This is a genomic window from Bacillus sp. sid0103, from assembly GCF_019219025.1.
On sequence record NZ_JAHUWN010000010.1, the window covers coordinates 108,098 to 123,618 of the forward strand.

General features: G+C 39.4%; 18 protein-coding genes and 2 riboswitches. Of the genes, 1 reads left to right on the top strand and 17 read right to left on the bottom strand.

Features of this window, described 5'->3' with window-relative positions; translation table 11 throughout:
- Window positions 1-174: 174 nt before the first annotated feature.
- From KW850_RS13040 to KW850_RS13055, 4 genes are all read right to left on the bottom strand, one after another.
- Entirely contained in the window at window positions 175-633 is a 459-nt protein-coding gene (locus KW850_RS13040; protein ID WP_218348006.1) for a DUF3298 and DUF4163 domain-containing protein, read from the bottom strand.
- A gap of 3 nt (window positions 634-636) precedes the next feature.
- Window positions 637-1,077 (bottom strand): SH3 domain-containing protein, encoded by a 441-nt coding sequence (locus tag KW850_RS13045; RefSeq protein ID WP_218348007.1) that lies wholly within the window; start codon window positions 1,075-1,077, stop codon window positions 637-639.
- A 70-nt stretch (window positions 1,078-1,147) separates the two neighbouring features.
- Window positions 1,148-1,993, bottom strand: a complete 846-nt coding sequence (locus KW850_RS13050; protein ID WP_218348008.1) for an aldo/keto reductase — start codon at window positions 1,991-1,993, stop codon at window positions 1,148-1,150.
- Window positions 1,994-2,036: 43 nt separating this feature from the next.
- Window positions 2,037-2,591 (bottom strand): histidine phosphatase family protein, encoded by a 555-nt coding sequence (locus KW850_RS13055; RefSeq protein ID WP_218348086.1) that lies wholly within the window; start codon window positions 2,589-2,591, stop codon window positions 2,037-2,039.
- A 201-nt stretch (window positions 2,592-2,792) separates the two neighbouring features.
- On the opposite strand from KW850_RS13055, the gene KW850_RS13060 reads away from it, so the two are divergent.
- Window positions 2,793-3,158: an SET domain-containing protein gene (locus tag KW850_RS13060; RefSeq protein WP_218348009.1), complete on the top strand. Its 366-nt coding sequence runs from the start codon at window positions 2,793-2,795 to the stop codon at window positions 3,156-3,158.
- 50 nt (window positions 3,159-3,208) lie between these two features.
- On the opposite strand, the gene KW850_RS13065 is transcribed toward KW850_RS13060, so the two are convergent.
- The 13 genes from KW850_RS13065 to KW850_RS13120 form a co-directional block, all read right to left on the bottom strand.
- A complete protein-coding gene (locus KW850_RS13065) occupies window positions 3,209-3,751 on the bottom strand; it encodes a GNAT family N-acetyltransferase (protein ID WP_218348010.1) in 543 nt (180 codons plus the stop codon).
- Window positions 3,748-4,833, bottom strand: a complete 1,086-nt coding sequence (locus tag KW850_RS13070; protein WP_218348011.1) for an ATP-binding protein — start codon at window positions 4,831-4,833, stop codon at window positions 3,748-3,750. The genes KW850_RS13065 and KW850_RS13070 overlap by 4 nt, the downstream gene beginning before the upstream one ends.
- 273 nt (window positions 4,834-5,106) lie before the next feature.
- The gene (locus KW850_RS33355) at window positions 5,107-5,232 is read right to left on the bottom strand and encodes a hypothetical protein (RefSeq protein ID WP_256358231.1); all 126 of its coding nucleotides are present in this window, start codon (window positions 5,230-5,232) and stop codon (window positions 5,107-5,109) included.
- Window positions 5,233-5,314: 82 nt separating this feature from the next.
- Entirely contained in the window at window positions 5,315-6,334 is a 1,020-nt protein-coding gene (locus tag KW850_RS13075; protein WP_218348012.1) for a thiazole biosynthesis adenylyltransferase ThiF, read from the bottom strand.
- Window positions 6,331-7,098, bottom strand: coding sequence for a thiazole synthase (locus KW850_RS13080; RefSeq protein WP_218348013.1), 768 nt, complete (start codon window positions 7,096-7,098; stop codon window positions 6,331-6,333). The genes KW850_RS13075 and KW850_RS13080 overlap by 4 nt, the downstream gene beginning before the upstream one ends.
- 1 nt (window position 7,099) lies before the next feature.
- The gene (gene thiS, locus KW850_RS13085; protein ID WP_218348014.1) at window positions 7,100-7,303 is read right to left on the bottom strand and encodes a sulfur carrier protein ThiS; all 204 of its coding nucleotides are present in this window, start codon (window positions 7,301-7,303) and stop codon (window positions 7,100-7,102) included.
- 10 nt (window positions 7,304-7,313) lie between these two features.
- Window positions 7,314-8,453 carry a glycine oxidase ThiO gene (gene thiO, locus KW850_RS13090; RefSeq protein ID WP_218348015.1) on the bottom strand — a complete coding sequence of 380 codons (1,140 nt, stop codon included), beginning with the start codon at window positions 8,451-8,453 and terminating at the stop codon, window positions 7,314-7,316.
- On the bottom strand, window positions 8,428-9,180 hold the full coding sequence (tenI, locus tag KW850_RS13095) for a thiazole tautomerase TenI (protein WP_308128795.1): 753 nt from the start codon (window positions 9,178-9,180) through the stop codon (window positions 8,428-8,430). The genes thiO and tenI overlap by 26 nt, the downstream gene beginning before the upstream one ends.
- Window positions 9,181-9,289: riboswitch (TPP riboswitch) on the bottom strand. It abuts the gene before it with no gap.
- A gap of 153 nt (window positions 9,290-9,442) precedes the next feature.
- Window positions 9,443-11,455 carry an outer membrane protein assembly factor BamB family protein gene (locus KW850_RS13100; protein WP_218348016.1) on the bottom strand — a complete coding sequence of 671 codons (2,013 nt, stop codon included), beginning with the start codon at window positions 11,453-11,455 and terminating at the stop codon, window positions 9,443-9,445.
- Window positions 11,424-11,708: a hypothetical protein gene (locus tag KW850_RS13105; RefSeq protein ID WP_218348017.1), complete on the bottom strand. Its 285-nt coding sequence runs from the start codon at window positions 11,706-11,708 to the stop codon at window positions 11,424-11,426. Before KW850_RS13105 ends, KW850_RS13100 begins: the two co-directional genes overlap by 32 nt.
- A gap of 117 nt (window positions 11,709-11,825) precedes the next feature.
- Complete coding sequence (metE, locus tag KW850_RS13110; RefSeq protein WP_218348018.1) at window positions 11,826-14,117, bottom strand: 5-methyltetrahydropteroyltriglutamate--homocysteine S-methyltransferase; 2,292 nt, start codon at window positions 14,115-14,117, stop codon at window positions 11,826-11,828.
- Window positions 14,118-14,294: 177 nt separating this feature from the next.
- A riboswitch (cobalamin riboswitch) is annotated at window positions 14,295-14,476 on the bottom strand.
- Between the two features lie 133 nt (window positions 14,477-14,609).
- On the bottom strand, window positions 14,610-14,981 hold the full coding sequence (locus KW850_RS13115) for an MmcQ/YjbR family DNA-binding protein (RefSeq protein ID WP_256358232.1): 372 nt from the start codon (window positions 14,979-14,981) through the stop codon (window positions 14,610-14,612).
- Between the two features lie 25 nt (window positions 14,982-15,006).
- The gene (locus KW850_RS13120) at window positions 15,007-15,402 is read right to left on the bottom strand and encodes a VOC family protein (RefSeq protein WP_218348019.1); all 396 of its coding nucleotides are present in this window, start codon (window positions 15,400-15,402) and stop codon (window positions 15,007-15,009) included.
- Window positions 15,403-15,521 lie beyond the last annotated feature (119 nt).

The following is a 15,521-nucleotide window of genomic DNA, read 5'->3' on the forward strand; positions in this document are numbered from 1 at the left end:
ATCTATTGAGACCCTACAAAAAGGCTTACAGGAAACTCGCTGTCAGCCTAAACTATTCTTCTTATAAATTTAATTATTTCTGTCCTGTCAACTTAGCTGATTTACTGCATCTTTTTTTAAGAACAATCTGCCTCAGGCAAAAAACAAGCACTGACATATGCCAGTGCTTGTCGATTACTTATAGAGTGTACTTGGTATTTTAACAGTAGGATATCCCGAAGAATAAGGTCCTACTTCATATTCCTGAAAAACTAAAACAATACCGGAATCTGTGTAATAGAATTGTGTATTGTTATTAATGGCAACATCGCTAAGCTTGGATACAGAAAAGGTCTCGTTATGCTTTATCATATAGTTATACGCATATCGCTGCACTTTACTAACCTTAGTATTTGAATTTAATACATCTCTCAATTTTACTTTTTGACCATTACTAATTTTGAAATTAAACGAAGTAACTGAACCCATTCCATGCGCACCACCATAGTAGCCATAATCATAGATAAGTACGCTTAAAGTCTTTCCGTTGTTATATTTAATTTTGTATGTTGTTGTATAATCATAGTCGCATGCGTAGGAATATTCTCCACACAATTCCACATCTTTACGAACCTCTTTTTCATCCTTTAACATTTTTTAATATTCCTTATAAGCGTTCGAGGCATAAATTAATAATGCTTGGTTGATTTTCTTTTCTGCAGTTTTACTTTTTAGTCCTTTTACTTGAGGATAGGACAGTTTGCTAATATTCTTGTACTTATATTTTACTACGACAACGCCTTTTGGAGTGAACTTCAGGTATTTTGTCATGACATACGCTTTCTTACCCTTATAACGAATTTCGGAATAACCGCTCGACTTTTTGGCATAAACAGTTACCTTTATTCCCTTTTTCAGCGAGCCAACCTTCTTATACTTTGTTCCCGCACCGCTTCTAACATTTAATTTATCAACCGTTACGGTGGCTGATTGTGTTGTCGCAGCTTCCACTTGTTTGTTAGGGCTTACTATTGTGCTGAATAAAAACATAATCACAGTTAGAAAAAGAGTAAGCCGTAAAGTTTTTGATAATTTCATAGTATCCTCCTAAAATATGTTTTATCTTTCGTGCTGACCTTCCAGTCATCATAAGTGGTGCCTGACACCCTTAATATCGTACTAAGGGCATTCCCTCTTGGGGTCTTGGAAAATATCTGTTTATTTGTGCTAAATCCTCTGCATGAAGTGCCCAACCGTGTGCATCAAGATTACGTTTAATATGCTCAATGTTTTTGGCTTTCGGGATGGTTACAACCCCATCCTGTCTAAGTATCCAGTTTAGAGCTACTTGATGAGCTGTTTTCCCATATTTCGCGCCGATACCATCTAATATATTGCGCTCTATTGTCCCCTCCCTCGGGAATCCAGGGCTTCCAAAAAATTCAGGAGCATAACCAAATGGTGAATAGGCCATAACCGTAATCCCTTGCTGATGACAATATGGCAGGACATTATTTTCAATACGTCTGTCATTTAGATGATAACCAACCTGATTACAAGCGAGATGATGATCCCCCAGACCTTGTTTTGCTTCTTCCAATAATTCCGGAGTGAAGTTACTAACCCCTATATGGTTAACCAACCCTTTTTCTAGCAAATAGACCATGGCACGCATGGTTTCCTCTACAAGGTGTTCCGTGCTTGGCCAATGCTGCAAGTATAAGTCGACATAGGTAGTTTTCAACCTTTCTAGGCTTGATTCTACTGCCTCAATCACTCCTTGATAAGAGCAATTTTTTGCAGAAACCTTTGTTGTTAAAAAAATATCCTTGCGGCAATCAGCAATCGCTTCACCAACAATCCTTTCGGCACCAACCCTAGCGTACTCTTCAGCTGTATCGATCAGCGTTATACCATTCTCAATTCCAAATCTTAATGCTTTAATTTCTTCTTTTGCTTCACTCTTATGTTCTCCGTAAGTCCAGGTTCCCTGACCAATAATTGGAATCTTCACCTGGTTCTTCCCTAAATCTCTATGTAACATTTCAGCACCTAACCTAACCCCGCCACAGCCTATCTATGGAAATCTCATTGTTCGTTAACTTCAAAAGAAACACATCCGGATTTGTAAGGTTTCTCCATTGCTCAAAGCCAAAATCCGGGAGATAATTTTTTAATAGTAATGACATCAAATTTCCATGGGTGACGATTAGTGTGTTTTCCGAATCACTCTTAAATATTTCTTCCACCACACTAACAACACGGTGCATCGCTTCCCGGCTGGACTCGCCGTGGTCGAACTTTAGATCTAAGTCATCGTATGTAGCTTTTAATTTCTCAAGCCAATCAGGTAAAACCTCTCTACTTAAAATTCGCTCCGCTAACCTATCCTCAACTTCAAGGTCTATTTTTTCCCGCGCGGCAGCCCGCTCGATGGACTGGATGGCCCGTAAGAAGGGACTTGAGATGATGCGATTCATTTTCACATCCACAAAAAATTCAGCTAAATCGGCTGCTTGCCTGACTCCTTGTGCAGTAAGCCGTGCCTCGCTTGATTGTCCTTCCGCTTCACAGTGCCTTATCACAAAGATCTTTTTTTCCAAGTTAATCATCCCCATTAAATAAGTCAGCAACTGTAATTAAATTCGATACACTTGCTAAATCTCCTCCTCTGTTTCTCCTAAAAGTGAGCCATATTTTTTTCCACATTAATTAAGCTCATCACCCAAATAACCTAAACCAAACACCTTCTTTTTTCATACCTTAATAAAAAACTGGAAATGTATGAAAGGAAACTGGAGGTATACAGAGATATGTTGGAGGTAAAGCAATCTCAACATGGGCGAGGGATTTTCGCAACTCGTGATATTAAGAAGGATGAGCTTTTAGAGGTGTCACCGGTCATCATCTTCCCTAAAGAAGAGTTTAAGTATTTGGAAAAAACGACCTTGATTGATTATGTCTTCTGGTGGGGAAAAGAGTTTGATGAATGTGCATTAGCACTGGGTATTGGGTCGCTATTTAACCATTCCAGCAAACCGAACGCCATCTTTAAAAGAAAACTAAATAAGAGCACCATTAACTTTTATGCATATACCGACATTAAAGAGGGCGAGGAAATCCGGATTAATTACAATGGTGATCCCGATGACAAAACGAAATTGTGGTTTGAGAAATAATCAGAAAGATGGAATTCGAAAAGAGCCCAGTCATTAGATTGGGCCCTTTTCTACTTATGATGATAAGTCTTTACTCTCCAAATCATATGATCAAATCCTTCTCCCCAATAATCCTTTAATAAATATTCGGGTGCCCCAAATTTCTTCTTCCATATCTTTTGTGCATTCGTATATCCACTATCGAGGCAAAATTCCGTTATATCCTTTTTCTCTAAGGTTCGAAACATGGCATTCAACAGCAAATTTCCAACCCCGTTTCTCTGAAAGTCTGGATGTACAAATACGGTGCCTATCTCTACCAATTCCTTTAATGCCCCATCCGTACAACTAGTAATGAGGTCACTAGCAGCGCCATACTCAATGGTACCAATAATTTTGGAATGATCTAAAGCGATTAAAAAATAGCGATTCTCCCCATTACTTTCTAAATCACTTTGCACGTATTTCATCTTTAACTCGATTTCCTGTTCTATTTCCTCCACCATCTCAGCTAGTCCTTCTTTAGCAAAGGTGTCTGTAATGACAATTCTAAAAAATTGACTTAACTCTTCCTGGTCCTCCCGTTCAGGTCTCCTTATCTCCATATGATTCACGCCAAAGCCCCCACCATCGGTAAATTCACTTCGATACAGGTTCCATTTGTGCTGCTAGTAATATGAATATTCCCCTTATGCTCTTCAATAATTTGATAACTCACTGGCATCCCTAGTCCTGTTCCGTGTTCTTTTGTTGTATAAAACGGTTCATTTATCCGGTTGATAATATCAGGTGGAATTCCACATCCTTGATCGATAATCTTAATCTGCACAATGTCCTCCGTAAAAATAGCTCCTTCAACCAGGATTATGCCGCCATCTGGCATAGCCTCAATAGCATTTTTTATATAATTGATAAACACTTGTTTTAATTGGTTTTCATCCCCTAAGATTAACTCTTCCTGGAGACTTAACCTTTTTTCAACCTGAATATTATTGAGTAATACTTGCGACTCCATTACCGTCAAGACTTGTTCCACTAATAAACGGATATTCAATTTTTCTAACTTCTTTTTGGTGGGCGTTGCCAGCACCATTAGTTCTTTTAAAATCACTTCAATTCGCGAAATCTCCGATTCTACTACGTTAAAATACATGGATTCACCTTTGTATTCTCCCATGATTAATTGGAGAAACCCTTTTATAGCAGTGATGGGATTTCGAATTTCATGGGCAATCCCAGCAGCCAATTGTCCTGCCACCGCTTGTTTTTCCGATAGCATTTGCCTTTCTTTTTTAATCAAAGATATATCTTCTAGTACTACATAGGACCCCACCACTTCTTCATTAAAAAGGATTGGGAAAGTAGTTACATTTACGTCCATTATTGTTCCATGGCTCATACTAATTCTTGAATCAAAATTTGTAAGTTTTTCACGACCTTTTTCGAAAAAAAATGTTTGCGTTTCATTTAAACCAGAAGAGAGGAAAATATTACTCAATCTCATCTGTAATAATTCGGGTGCAGTGCATCCCAAGAGTGTTTCACAAACATCATTCACATAAGCCAATTCTCCTGCCATATTCAATATAAAGAATGAGTCTGCGTTTTTTGATAAAACAGAGAAATCTTTATCTACATTCACATCTATATATATTTCAAGTAGAAAGTTCAGCCGTTTAATCTCATCCAGTTCCATCCTTACCCTCCCTCTCTCGGCATTTAACCTAAATAAAAAACCAAAATAAGCGTAGAGGTTCCTACGTCTTATTTTGGCCTAAATTCTAGCATCCATAAATCTAGAGAATCATTGCCTATTAAAAATAGCTTCCTTATATTTCCTCTTACAAAGAGCACGATTCGAATAGAGCAAAAATCCCTATTCCACTATTAATACTAACCTTATTTGTTAAAATTTTCAATCAGTTCTTTTTTATTTTCTTTGGTTTTCCTAAAAGAAAAATTAGGCAATTTACTTTTTTAAAATCAGCCATCGAGCGAGCAGGATGGGCAGCCCAAGCATAACCACTGACACCACAATGCCAACATAAGGGGCTAACACGGGATATCCAAACATATTCACTGAAATAAAATTCATGTATAAGTCTTCCACTTTCATAATATTTGTCAGGGTAGATATTAATATAGGAAGATTAGAGCCAGTCGTTGTTTCATTCTAACTAACCCAAGTATCTATGATATAGTGCCTTTGCTGCGGAAATATCCTTCGTTCCGTGTACTAACACCCTTCCGTCTTTAAAAACTACTAATCGGTGAGAATTCACAGTATACGATAAAAGGTAAGGATTTCGTTCCACGGCTCCCCCTTGATTCGCAAATATTTTTTCTAAAGCCTCCAAATCACGAACAATTGGAATCGAAGGACGTATCTGAACAGAATCTCTTCCACATAGGACAGCTGTCTTTGTTTGATTTTCAAATGATAAATAAGGGTAAGTACGTTCTTCCCCGCAAGAAGGACAATCCCTCTTTTTCAATTTATCTACTTGTATGGAACTATATTGGTTTTTCCATACATCAAAAGAAACAAGTTTATTTCGCAATGAATCCAAGTCACCAACCAAAATTTTCAATGCTTCACTTATTTGAAAAGAAACGACCATGTTAACAGCTGGACTAATAATTCCAGCTGTATCACAGGTTAATCCTCCAAGAGGAACTGTTTCTACTAAACAAGAAAGGCAAGGTGTTTGTTGAGGAATGATCGTGTAGGAGATTCCGTAGCTTCCAACGCAAGCACCGTAAATCCATGGGACACCATACATTTGGGATACATCGTTAATGATCATTCTTGTTTCGAAATTATCCGTTGCATCCATAATAAGATCAACTTTTTTGGCCCAGTCCTCCAGCTCTGACACAGAGGCATCCGCAATGATTGCCTCCATTTTTACAGAAGAGTTAATGGCTGTTAAGCGGTTTTTGGCCGCTATTACTTTAGGAATTCGATTTTGGGCATCTTCTTCTGTATATAATTGCTGCCGCTGTAAATTGGACCATTCTACATAATCACGATCAACAATGGTAAGTTTACCAATTCCAGCGCGGACAAGTGCTTCGGCACATGCTGATCCGAGCGCTCCCACTCCAATTATGAGTACATGTTTATCGGAAATTCGCTGCTGCCCGTCTTTTCCAATGGGTGAAAAAAGTTCTTGTCGTGAGTACCGATTAATCACCCGATACTCATTCCTTCCTTTGGACTGCTTGCTGTAGAATATCTCTTTTTCTCGATTCGGCCGGCCTCATAGCCTAAACGTCCAGCTTCAATCGCTAATCTCATTGCTTTTGCCATTTTTACTGGATCCTTGGCAGCTGACACAGCCGTATTCAATAAGACGCCATCGGCTCCTAATTCCATCGCTAAAGCCGAATCGGCCGGTGAGCCGATTCCAGCATCAACAATAACAGGAACGACGGCTTGTTCGATAATAAAGCTAAGGTTTACGGGATTGATGATACCTTGACCAGATCCAATTGGCGAGGCCCCTGGCATGACAGCATGACAGCCAGCTTCTTGAAGTTTCCTAGCTAAAACAACATCATCTGAGGTATAAGGGAGGACAATAAATCCTTCCTTCACTAATTCTTCTGTCGCCTTTAGGGTTTCAATCGGGTCAGGAAGTAATGTTTTATCACAGCCAATCACTTCCACTTTAATCATATCGCATAGGCCAGATGCTTTTGCTAATTTTGCGATACGGACGGCCTCTGCCGCTGTTTTCGCACCTGCTGTATTAGGCAGTAGCGTATATTTATTGGTGTCTAGCTGTTCTAAAAAATTCGGCTGACTTGATTCAAAAATATTCATTCGTCTTACCGCGAACGTGAGGATTTCAGCTTTGGAAACTTCCACTGCTTCCTTTTGGATTTCATAGCTTGGATACTTTCCCGTTCCTAGAAACAAACGAGATTGAAAGGATAATGAACCTATTTTTAACATGTCAACCGCCTCCTACAAAATGGACTATTTCAATTCGATCTTTATCTGATAATCTAGTACTTTGGTGATCTATTTTGGTTAATATTTCACCGTTTACTTCCACGACAACGCACCTTTCATGGATTTCATAATGCTTGAGAACATCTGAAACAAATACGACATGCTCTGGTAATTGGATATACTCGCCATTTAATATTACTTCCATCTTTGACCTCCTAACCAACTGTCTCTTTGTGTCTTTCAAGGTGAAAAGCTGCGAGAAGAGCCTCATTTTGCCGTCTATCTGCTAATAGGTCAGCTACTATTTCCCCTGTAATAGGGCTTAATAATATCCCATTTCGAAAATGCCCTGCTGCAACGAACAATCTCTTCCATCTTGGATGCTCGCCAATATAAGGGATTCCATCGCCTGTCTGTGGTCTGAGTCCTGACCACACTCGCTCCCATTCTGCTTCCTTAATCTTAGGTACTAGTTGAGTCGCTCTTTCTATTAATGAAGCAATCCCTTCGGGTGTAACCTTGTTATCAAAGGTATTTTCAATCATGGTTGCCCCAATATAAATTTCCCCATTTCGTTTTGGTACCAGATAACAGCGTTTGTCAGAAAAAATAGTCGTGTTAATAATCGGCTCCTCCGTTCTAACGGAAAAGCATTCTCCTTTAACAGGATACACGCTAATGTCCAGCCCAGATTCACGCATTAATTTCGCTGCCCAAGCTCCGGTGGCCACGACTACTTGTTCACTATGTATGACACCATTGGTCGTTTTAACCCCTTTAACCTGACCGTTTTCAAAAATAAAAGAAAGGACCTCCGTATTTTCACGAATTTCCGCTCCAAAATAAACCGCCGCTTTTGCAAAAGCTTGTGTTAACTTTGCTGGCTGCACATGTCCATCGTTGGGGAGATACATCCCTCCAACAACACTTGGTGCTAAAGACGGTTCCATTTCTCGTAATACCTTTCCATCCAGCCATTTTATAGATGGATCCCAATTACTTTGATAGTTGACCTGCTTTTTTACTTCTACTGCTATTTCTTCCGTTTCTGCAATTTTCAGCATTCCTTTATTCACAAACTCGATATCAATTCCAGTATATTCATATAACTCGCTTGATAGAGTGGAAAACATTGCTTGACTCTTTAATGCCAACTGGAATAAAGGACCATCTTGTTCAATCTCTGCTTGTGCTGCCAGCATACCGGCAGCCGCACTGGAAGCTTGGCAAGCCAATCGTTCCTTCTCAATTATGATTACTTTTCTTCCCATTTTTGATAGTTGATAGGCAATAGAGGATCCGTTAATCCCTCCTCCGATTATGGCAACATCAAATGAATTTTCCACTTGTTCCATCTCCATCTCTTAACACATTTAAATAAGCCTTTACTGCTAATAATGGATCGCGAGCTTCTAAAACTCCTGACATGACCGCGATACCTTTTGCCCCTGCTTCGAGTACCCGCCCCGTATTCTCAGGGGTTATGCCTCCAATGGCAATAACCGGAACCTCTAATTGTGTGATCCTTGATAATTCCTCAAGACCTTTAGGGGTCATTCCTGGTTTTGATTGTGAAGGGAAGACATGGCCGAAAAGCACGTAATCAGCACCATTTTCTTTTGCTTTTTGTCCTTCATCAAAGGAGTGGGTGGAACTCCCTACCCTAAGCTGTGGAAAATTTCCTTTGACAATGGCTGTATCTAAACTATGAAAGGCTAATTGAACCCCTCCTGCCTTTGTAACTAAGGCAACATCCACACGATCATTGATAATAATCTTTGATAGTGGCAGGTTTTTCGTGGTTAATAGTTCAACTGCTTGAAAAAGCTCCCTCGCTGTTTTTTGTTTTTCTCGTAAGTGAATCGCGGTTACATATGGGTGAATATCCATGACAATTTCACGTAGCTGTTCGATCGGCATTTTACCATTGGATATAATATGCAACTCTTTAACACTAGTTAAAATACAAGTCACCCCTTTAAGAAGATTCCGCTTCTCTATGAAATATAGTGAAAAACAAAAAACCACTTTCTTTTGATAAGAAAGTGGTTGATAATTTGAAATATAAACATGATCCTTCAAATATCCATGTTTCCACTTCCCTACGCTGGTATAACCCAGATCAGGTTCATAGAGTCCCGAAGTATCACTTCAATCTCAGCCTTTTAAAAAGGCACCTCTAGCGGATTTGCTTCACCTATTAATTTGTAAAAATTGCTCTGCATGGATAATGTTAACACGTCGGTTAGAAATGTCAAATAAATTCTTTATCCATACCTTTTATATATTCTGAGCCTTCACTTTCGCATAAAAAAAGATCGCGTGCTCTCTTTTTGAAAAATGATTATTTCACTATGATCAGTTTTTGGCCAATATAGATTGGTTGATTGGGATCGAGGTTATTCGCTTTGACGATGGAGTCAATCGTTACACCATTCTTTTGGGCGATTTTCCAGAGGGAGTCCCCAGCAATTACGGTGTAAATAAATGTAGATACAGTTGGAAGGGCAATAGTAAATTTTGCAACATACCCAGAATCCGAAGTAGTGCTGTCTTTCTTGTATTCTATTGCGGAATAAATTTTTATATCTGTATTCATCGGAAGCACGATCTTTGTATCATACTGAGTTCCAGGATAGGTTCTAACATTGACGTTTGTCCTTGTCTTAGCATTTTCAATTGCTTGAATCTCCTGATTGGATGGAACTTTGATTAATGGCTTGGAGACATATCCTTTCAGAACCGCGCTGACAATCCTGTACTCAATCTGATACCAATCACCCGTTTCTCCTGTTATGACCACTTCTGAACCAGCAGGGATTGTTCTTAGTATGGTACTTTGTGTAGTTGCTGCCGAGCGCAAGTTGGCATTTTTCACCGTTAGGCCGAATCCTTCTGTAATCTGAATGACCTTGTCACGTGCTGTGTACTCATTCTTATTTCCTGCAAGATCTGTGAGCTTTACAATTACATAGTAATTTCCACGGATTACGTTAAAGCCACGGCTATTTTTGCCATCCCAATATAAATTGGCTGTTCCCTTCAAGTATCGTCCATTACCGATTATCCGCACTACATAACCGCTTTCATCGACAATACTAACCTCCATATCTGACGTTTCACTTAGTGTAATTGGAATTTTTATTTGCTTCATTCCATCTTGAAGTGTAAGTTGATTGACTGCTGGCAAATCAATGGTTGCCGTTGGCTTTTCGGTATCGAGCTGACTTGGCTTTGGTACCGCATAGGTATAGAGGATTTGATTGGACTCCGTTACAAAAATGGTGTCTTTGATGACTCCGATTGGCCTTACGCCCACACCGCCCGTGGTAGTAGAAAGCTGTAGCGTTGAATAAATAAGCTGTCCATTGGCTGTATTAAAGAATTTGAGCTTGTTGTAATTTTCCAAAATGATTTTGTCTGATGCTATGACCATTCCATCTGATCCAGTAATAGTCTGAAGTCCACCTGAAACAAACTGTTCTGCATACATAGTTTTCCATTTTTGCACCCCTGTATTTTTATCAATTGCCATAATATTAGCCTCATCAAGGACAATTAGAGAATCATTCGTTACCGAAAGGGGCTGTGTATAGTAACCAGTTGGAATATACTTCCATAATGTTCTTCCGCTGGCCGCATCCAATGCCCAAATCGTTCTAGTTGTTTTTTTCGTTTCGAAGTAAAGCTTCTCCTCTTTATAGACAGGGGCTCCGTAAATAGGCAAGCTTGAATCAAGATCAAATTTCCAAAGCACCGTTCCAGAAGACGTATCGAAAGCATACATTTTGGATGTCATTTGAACGGGATTCCGTATATTTGCAAACAGCTTGTTTCCGCCAGCAGCGAAAACTCCTTCGATTTGCTCTTGGAATTTAAGGGAATAATTCCATTTCTTTTGACCCGTATTTGCATCTACTGTCCCAATAGCATACAATCCCTCGCTGGTTCTCGTTAAATAGAATAACGTATTTTGGTCAATTAAGAGACGATTGGCAAAGGCAGCAAGGGTCCAAAGTGTTTGTGGAGCATTACCATTATCCTTAATCGCATAAATATTATTCATGGTTGAAGCGTATATGACTCCGTCTCTTGCTATCAAATCAAGAAATTCGTCTTGGTTTTCTGTTGAAAAATTCCATCTCTCTTTATAGGTGTCCAAGTCGGTTGCAGAGAGTATTTTTTTCGAGATTCGTTCAGCTGAATACAGCTGATTCTTATTCACACTAAACAGGGCAGAAGCATTATTAAATGGATCTTTCTTTAAAGTCAATAATTTCAAATCTACCGGCATGGTGGCACTTGAATATTTTGTATTTCCCTGATCAGCTAAGTGCATTTCCCAGTTTTTGGTCATCTACCCTTAGGTTCTGATTTGTAACTAATTGCTCAAATTGCGAGAGCCTTTGTCTTAATTGTTGGTTTTGAGCCTTTATTTGATGATAATCACTTGTTACTGAATAAATCATTTGTTTTCCGTCCCAAGTAACCTTAGCACCTATCCTGCTTAACTCCGAAATCGGTACATATATGAATGGATACGGCCGGGCATATTCCTGTTGGGAATTTAAGAACGGGCTATTTCTATAATAATGATTGAAACCCATCATTTTTGAAGACCACACCTCCATTTTGTGCACTATCATTTTATGCACATATGCCTAGGTGGTGATGTTTAATTAAACAACCCAAAGAGCCTTTCCAAAAGTAGAAAAGGCTCTGGTGATTTAAACCGTTTGATGCTGCTGTTGGCGCAATTTCCGAGCGGCCGACACCATATTTTTTAACGATGCAATGGTTTCTTCTTCATGCCGTGTCTTTAAACCACAATCTGGATTCACCCAGAACTGTTCTTTTGGAATAACCTCTAAACTATCTTTTAATATCGTATTGATTTCTTCTACACTTGGCACTCGTGGACTATGAATATCGTACACTCCTAAACCAATACCCAGTTCATAAGGATTTTGTTTAAGAGATTGAATCAACTCCCCATGACTTCTAGACGTTTCGATTGAAATAACATCGGCGTCAAGGGCATGAATGGGTTCAATAAAGTCATTAAACTCGCAATAGCACATATGGGTATGGATTTGTGTTTCATTCTTCACACTTGAAGTCGCTAACTTAAACGCGTTTACCCCCCATGCTAAATAGCCAGCCCATTTTTCTTTGCGTAATGGCAATCCTTCACGTAATGCCGGTTCATCAACTTGAATAATGGCAATACCTGCGGCTTCTAACGCTTGTATTTCTTCTCTAAGTGCCAAGGCTAGTTGGTTGGCGACTTGTTCACGTGAAATATCATCACGGACAAAAGACCAATTTAAGATGGTGACCGGACCGGTTAACATCCCTTTCACATGCTTAGATGTTAATTGCTGTGCCTCTGCTACTTCCTTCACTGTCATTGGAGCTTTCCACTCGATGTCACCATAAATAATGGGCGGTTTTACACAGCGTGAACCATAGGATACAACCCATGCTTTTTCTGTAAAGGCGAAACCTTCTAGTTTTTCTCCAAAGTACTCAACCATATCCGTACGCTCGAATTCACCATGAACTAAAACATCCAGTCCAATTTCTTCTTGAATTTGAATCCAGCGAGCTGTTTCACTTTTCAAAAATACCGCATATTCCGCGTCCGTCATTTCTTTTTTACGCCAGGCAGTCCGAGTCCGTTTTACTTGATCCGACTGAGGGAAGCTGCCAATTGTAGTGGTTGGAAAATCTGGCAATTGTAATGCCTCTTTTTGCAAAGGCTGACGTCCTTTATACGTCAAAGGACGTGCAAAATGTTCTGGCTTTACTTGCAATACAAGCTCCTTCACTCGTGGATTTTTCCTCGCCTTATGCTTTGCTAAAGCTTCAGTTGCTATCATACTTTGTGATACGCTCCTATTCCCTTTCCAAGTCTCGTCACGTAAATAGGATGTGATGTATGTTAACTCAACCAATTTCTCATCAGCAAATGATAAAGCATTTGTTAAGGTGGGATCTAGCTTCGTTTCAGCCTTTGTTGTTACAGGGACATGCTGTAAACTACATGAAGACTGAATCCAAGCATCTTTTACACCGCTTAATGATAAAACAGCTTTTGTATTCATTGCTTTTTCAGCCAAATTTGCCCGCCAAATATCACGTCCATTTATGATTCCAATCCCTAATACTTTATCTCGTGGGAAGCCGTGTTTACGAAGTGATGCTATATTCTCTTCTCCACCATGGATGAAATCAAGACCAATTCCTGCAACAGGTAATTGTGATAACTCTTCATATGCTGAGAGTCCCTCAAAGTATGTTTGTAACATGATTTGGGCAGCAGGGACTTGTTCTGTTAATTGTTTGTAAATTTCTTGAACTAGTTTTACTTCATCCGCTGTAAGGGAAAGGACTAATGCAGGTTCTTCGACTTGAATCCACTGTGCCCCTGCATCTACTAGTTGTTGGAATACTTGTGTATATAGCGGTAAAATTTTTAAAATAAACAATGCTTTCGATTTGGCATTGTATCCTTTCGTTAATTTCACAAAAGTAAAAGGACCGATTATGGTAGGCTTTGTAATAAGACCTAGTTCTTCTTTGGCCTCTAGAAAATAATCTAACAGGTAGTTCTTTGTTAATCGTAATGACTGGCCTTCATACTCAGGTACGATGTAGTGATAATTGGTGTTAAACCACTTTGTCATCTCGCATGCGACAACATGGTTGGCCCCGCGTGCCATTGCGTAATACGTAGTTAGATCTACTTCATCACCTGTCCACTGATAACGACTTGGAACCATTCCGAACATTGCTGCAAGATCAAGCATACGGTCATAAAGGGTAAAATCCCCAACTGTAAGTAGATCTAAGCCTAAAGATTGCTGGCGCTTCAAATTATTCAAGCGATTGGTTTTCATCTCTAATATAAATGGTTCCTCTGAAAACGTACCCTTCCAAAAGGACTCCACACTCCGTTTCCACTCCCGATTCTCACCAATGTACGGGTAACCAATCGCTGTACTTGCTAAATTCATTTGTCATTCCTCCTTTTTATCATTACAAATCCCAAATACAAAAAGCCATCTCCACAAAATGGAAATGGCTCTACAATCAAGTTAAAGTTATGCTAAAAAAAACATAGCAAAACAGCGCTGCTCATAACTCGTTTGTCGTACAAATGAATGTCACCACCTATTTCCACGTAGGTATTTGGTGTGTACTAGAAATTGGCAGGTCTCCTGGCTTATCATCATGGCTCCTCACACCTTCCCGTCATCTAGACAGTGGTATTTGTGATTCACTCCGATTTACAGTTGCGGGACAGCGACGGAATTACACCGTTCTTCCCTATTAAGCCAAGCCTTAGCTTGGCACCAATTCTTACACGATATGTAATTTTCAATAACTATAACATACTACTAATATGAAGTACATAATTTTCTGAAAAGTGCCGTTTATTACTTTCTTAGCTTTTGGTTGTTAATAAAAAGAGAAAAAAGAAAGAAAGGCAGATCATTCCGCCTTTCTTATCTTTTATGCAACTCATTCCAGTTCTTAACCAAACGCTTCGGGGCCGCCCGTAAATAGGCTTCTTGAATGAGATCGGTCAATTCATTCCAGTCTTCCCGATTCGGATTTTGAATAGAGACCCAGCCGTGCTGTCCTATGTATGGCGTTTTGTAAAAATGCTCTTTCTGGAGCAATAACTCTTGTGTTTCCCGATCTGACTTGAACGACAAGTTGAATCCTTGCTCGCTCTCACCAGATATCACAAATGATTTTCCATTGATTTTAAAAGTATTATGACCAAAACCGTCGATATGTTCAACTGCTTCGGGCATGGCAAGACAGATATTGCGCAATGTTTCAAGCATGCCTGCCGTGTCTTGTGATTTCATGTTTTTATTCACCTAATTTTGGATTCTATTTTGCATTCGCATCGGGTTGATGAATGCCGAAAATGTTGCCTTCGGTATCAATATAGTATCCTTGCCACGCCATTCCAGGCAGGGCATATTTGGGCAATGCGACCTTGCCGCCATTCTCAATAATTTTCGCTTCCGTTACGTCGTAATTTTCAATTCCCATTGTACAAGCAAATCCATTTAAAGCTTGATTTGGTTCCGGCGCAGCACTTTGACGCTGCATCAATGCACCATTAATCCCAAGTTCATCTTCATTCCCGGTCACTGCCCCAAAGTAAGGCATCCCTGCATACTCACTCCAATCTTGAAATGACCATCCGAATACCTCTCCATAAAACTTCTTTGCCCGTTCCATGTCACTGACATGAATTTCGAAATGAACTACTTTACCCATAATTTCCTCCTATTTTTTCAAGAATTATCATATCTGTTACCGCTTACAAATACCTACTTTCTATTATAACTGGTTTGGGAATAAATTCAATTTTTACTAGAAAAGGAAGGTACACCCAT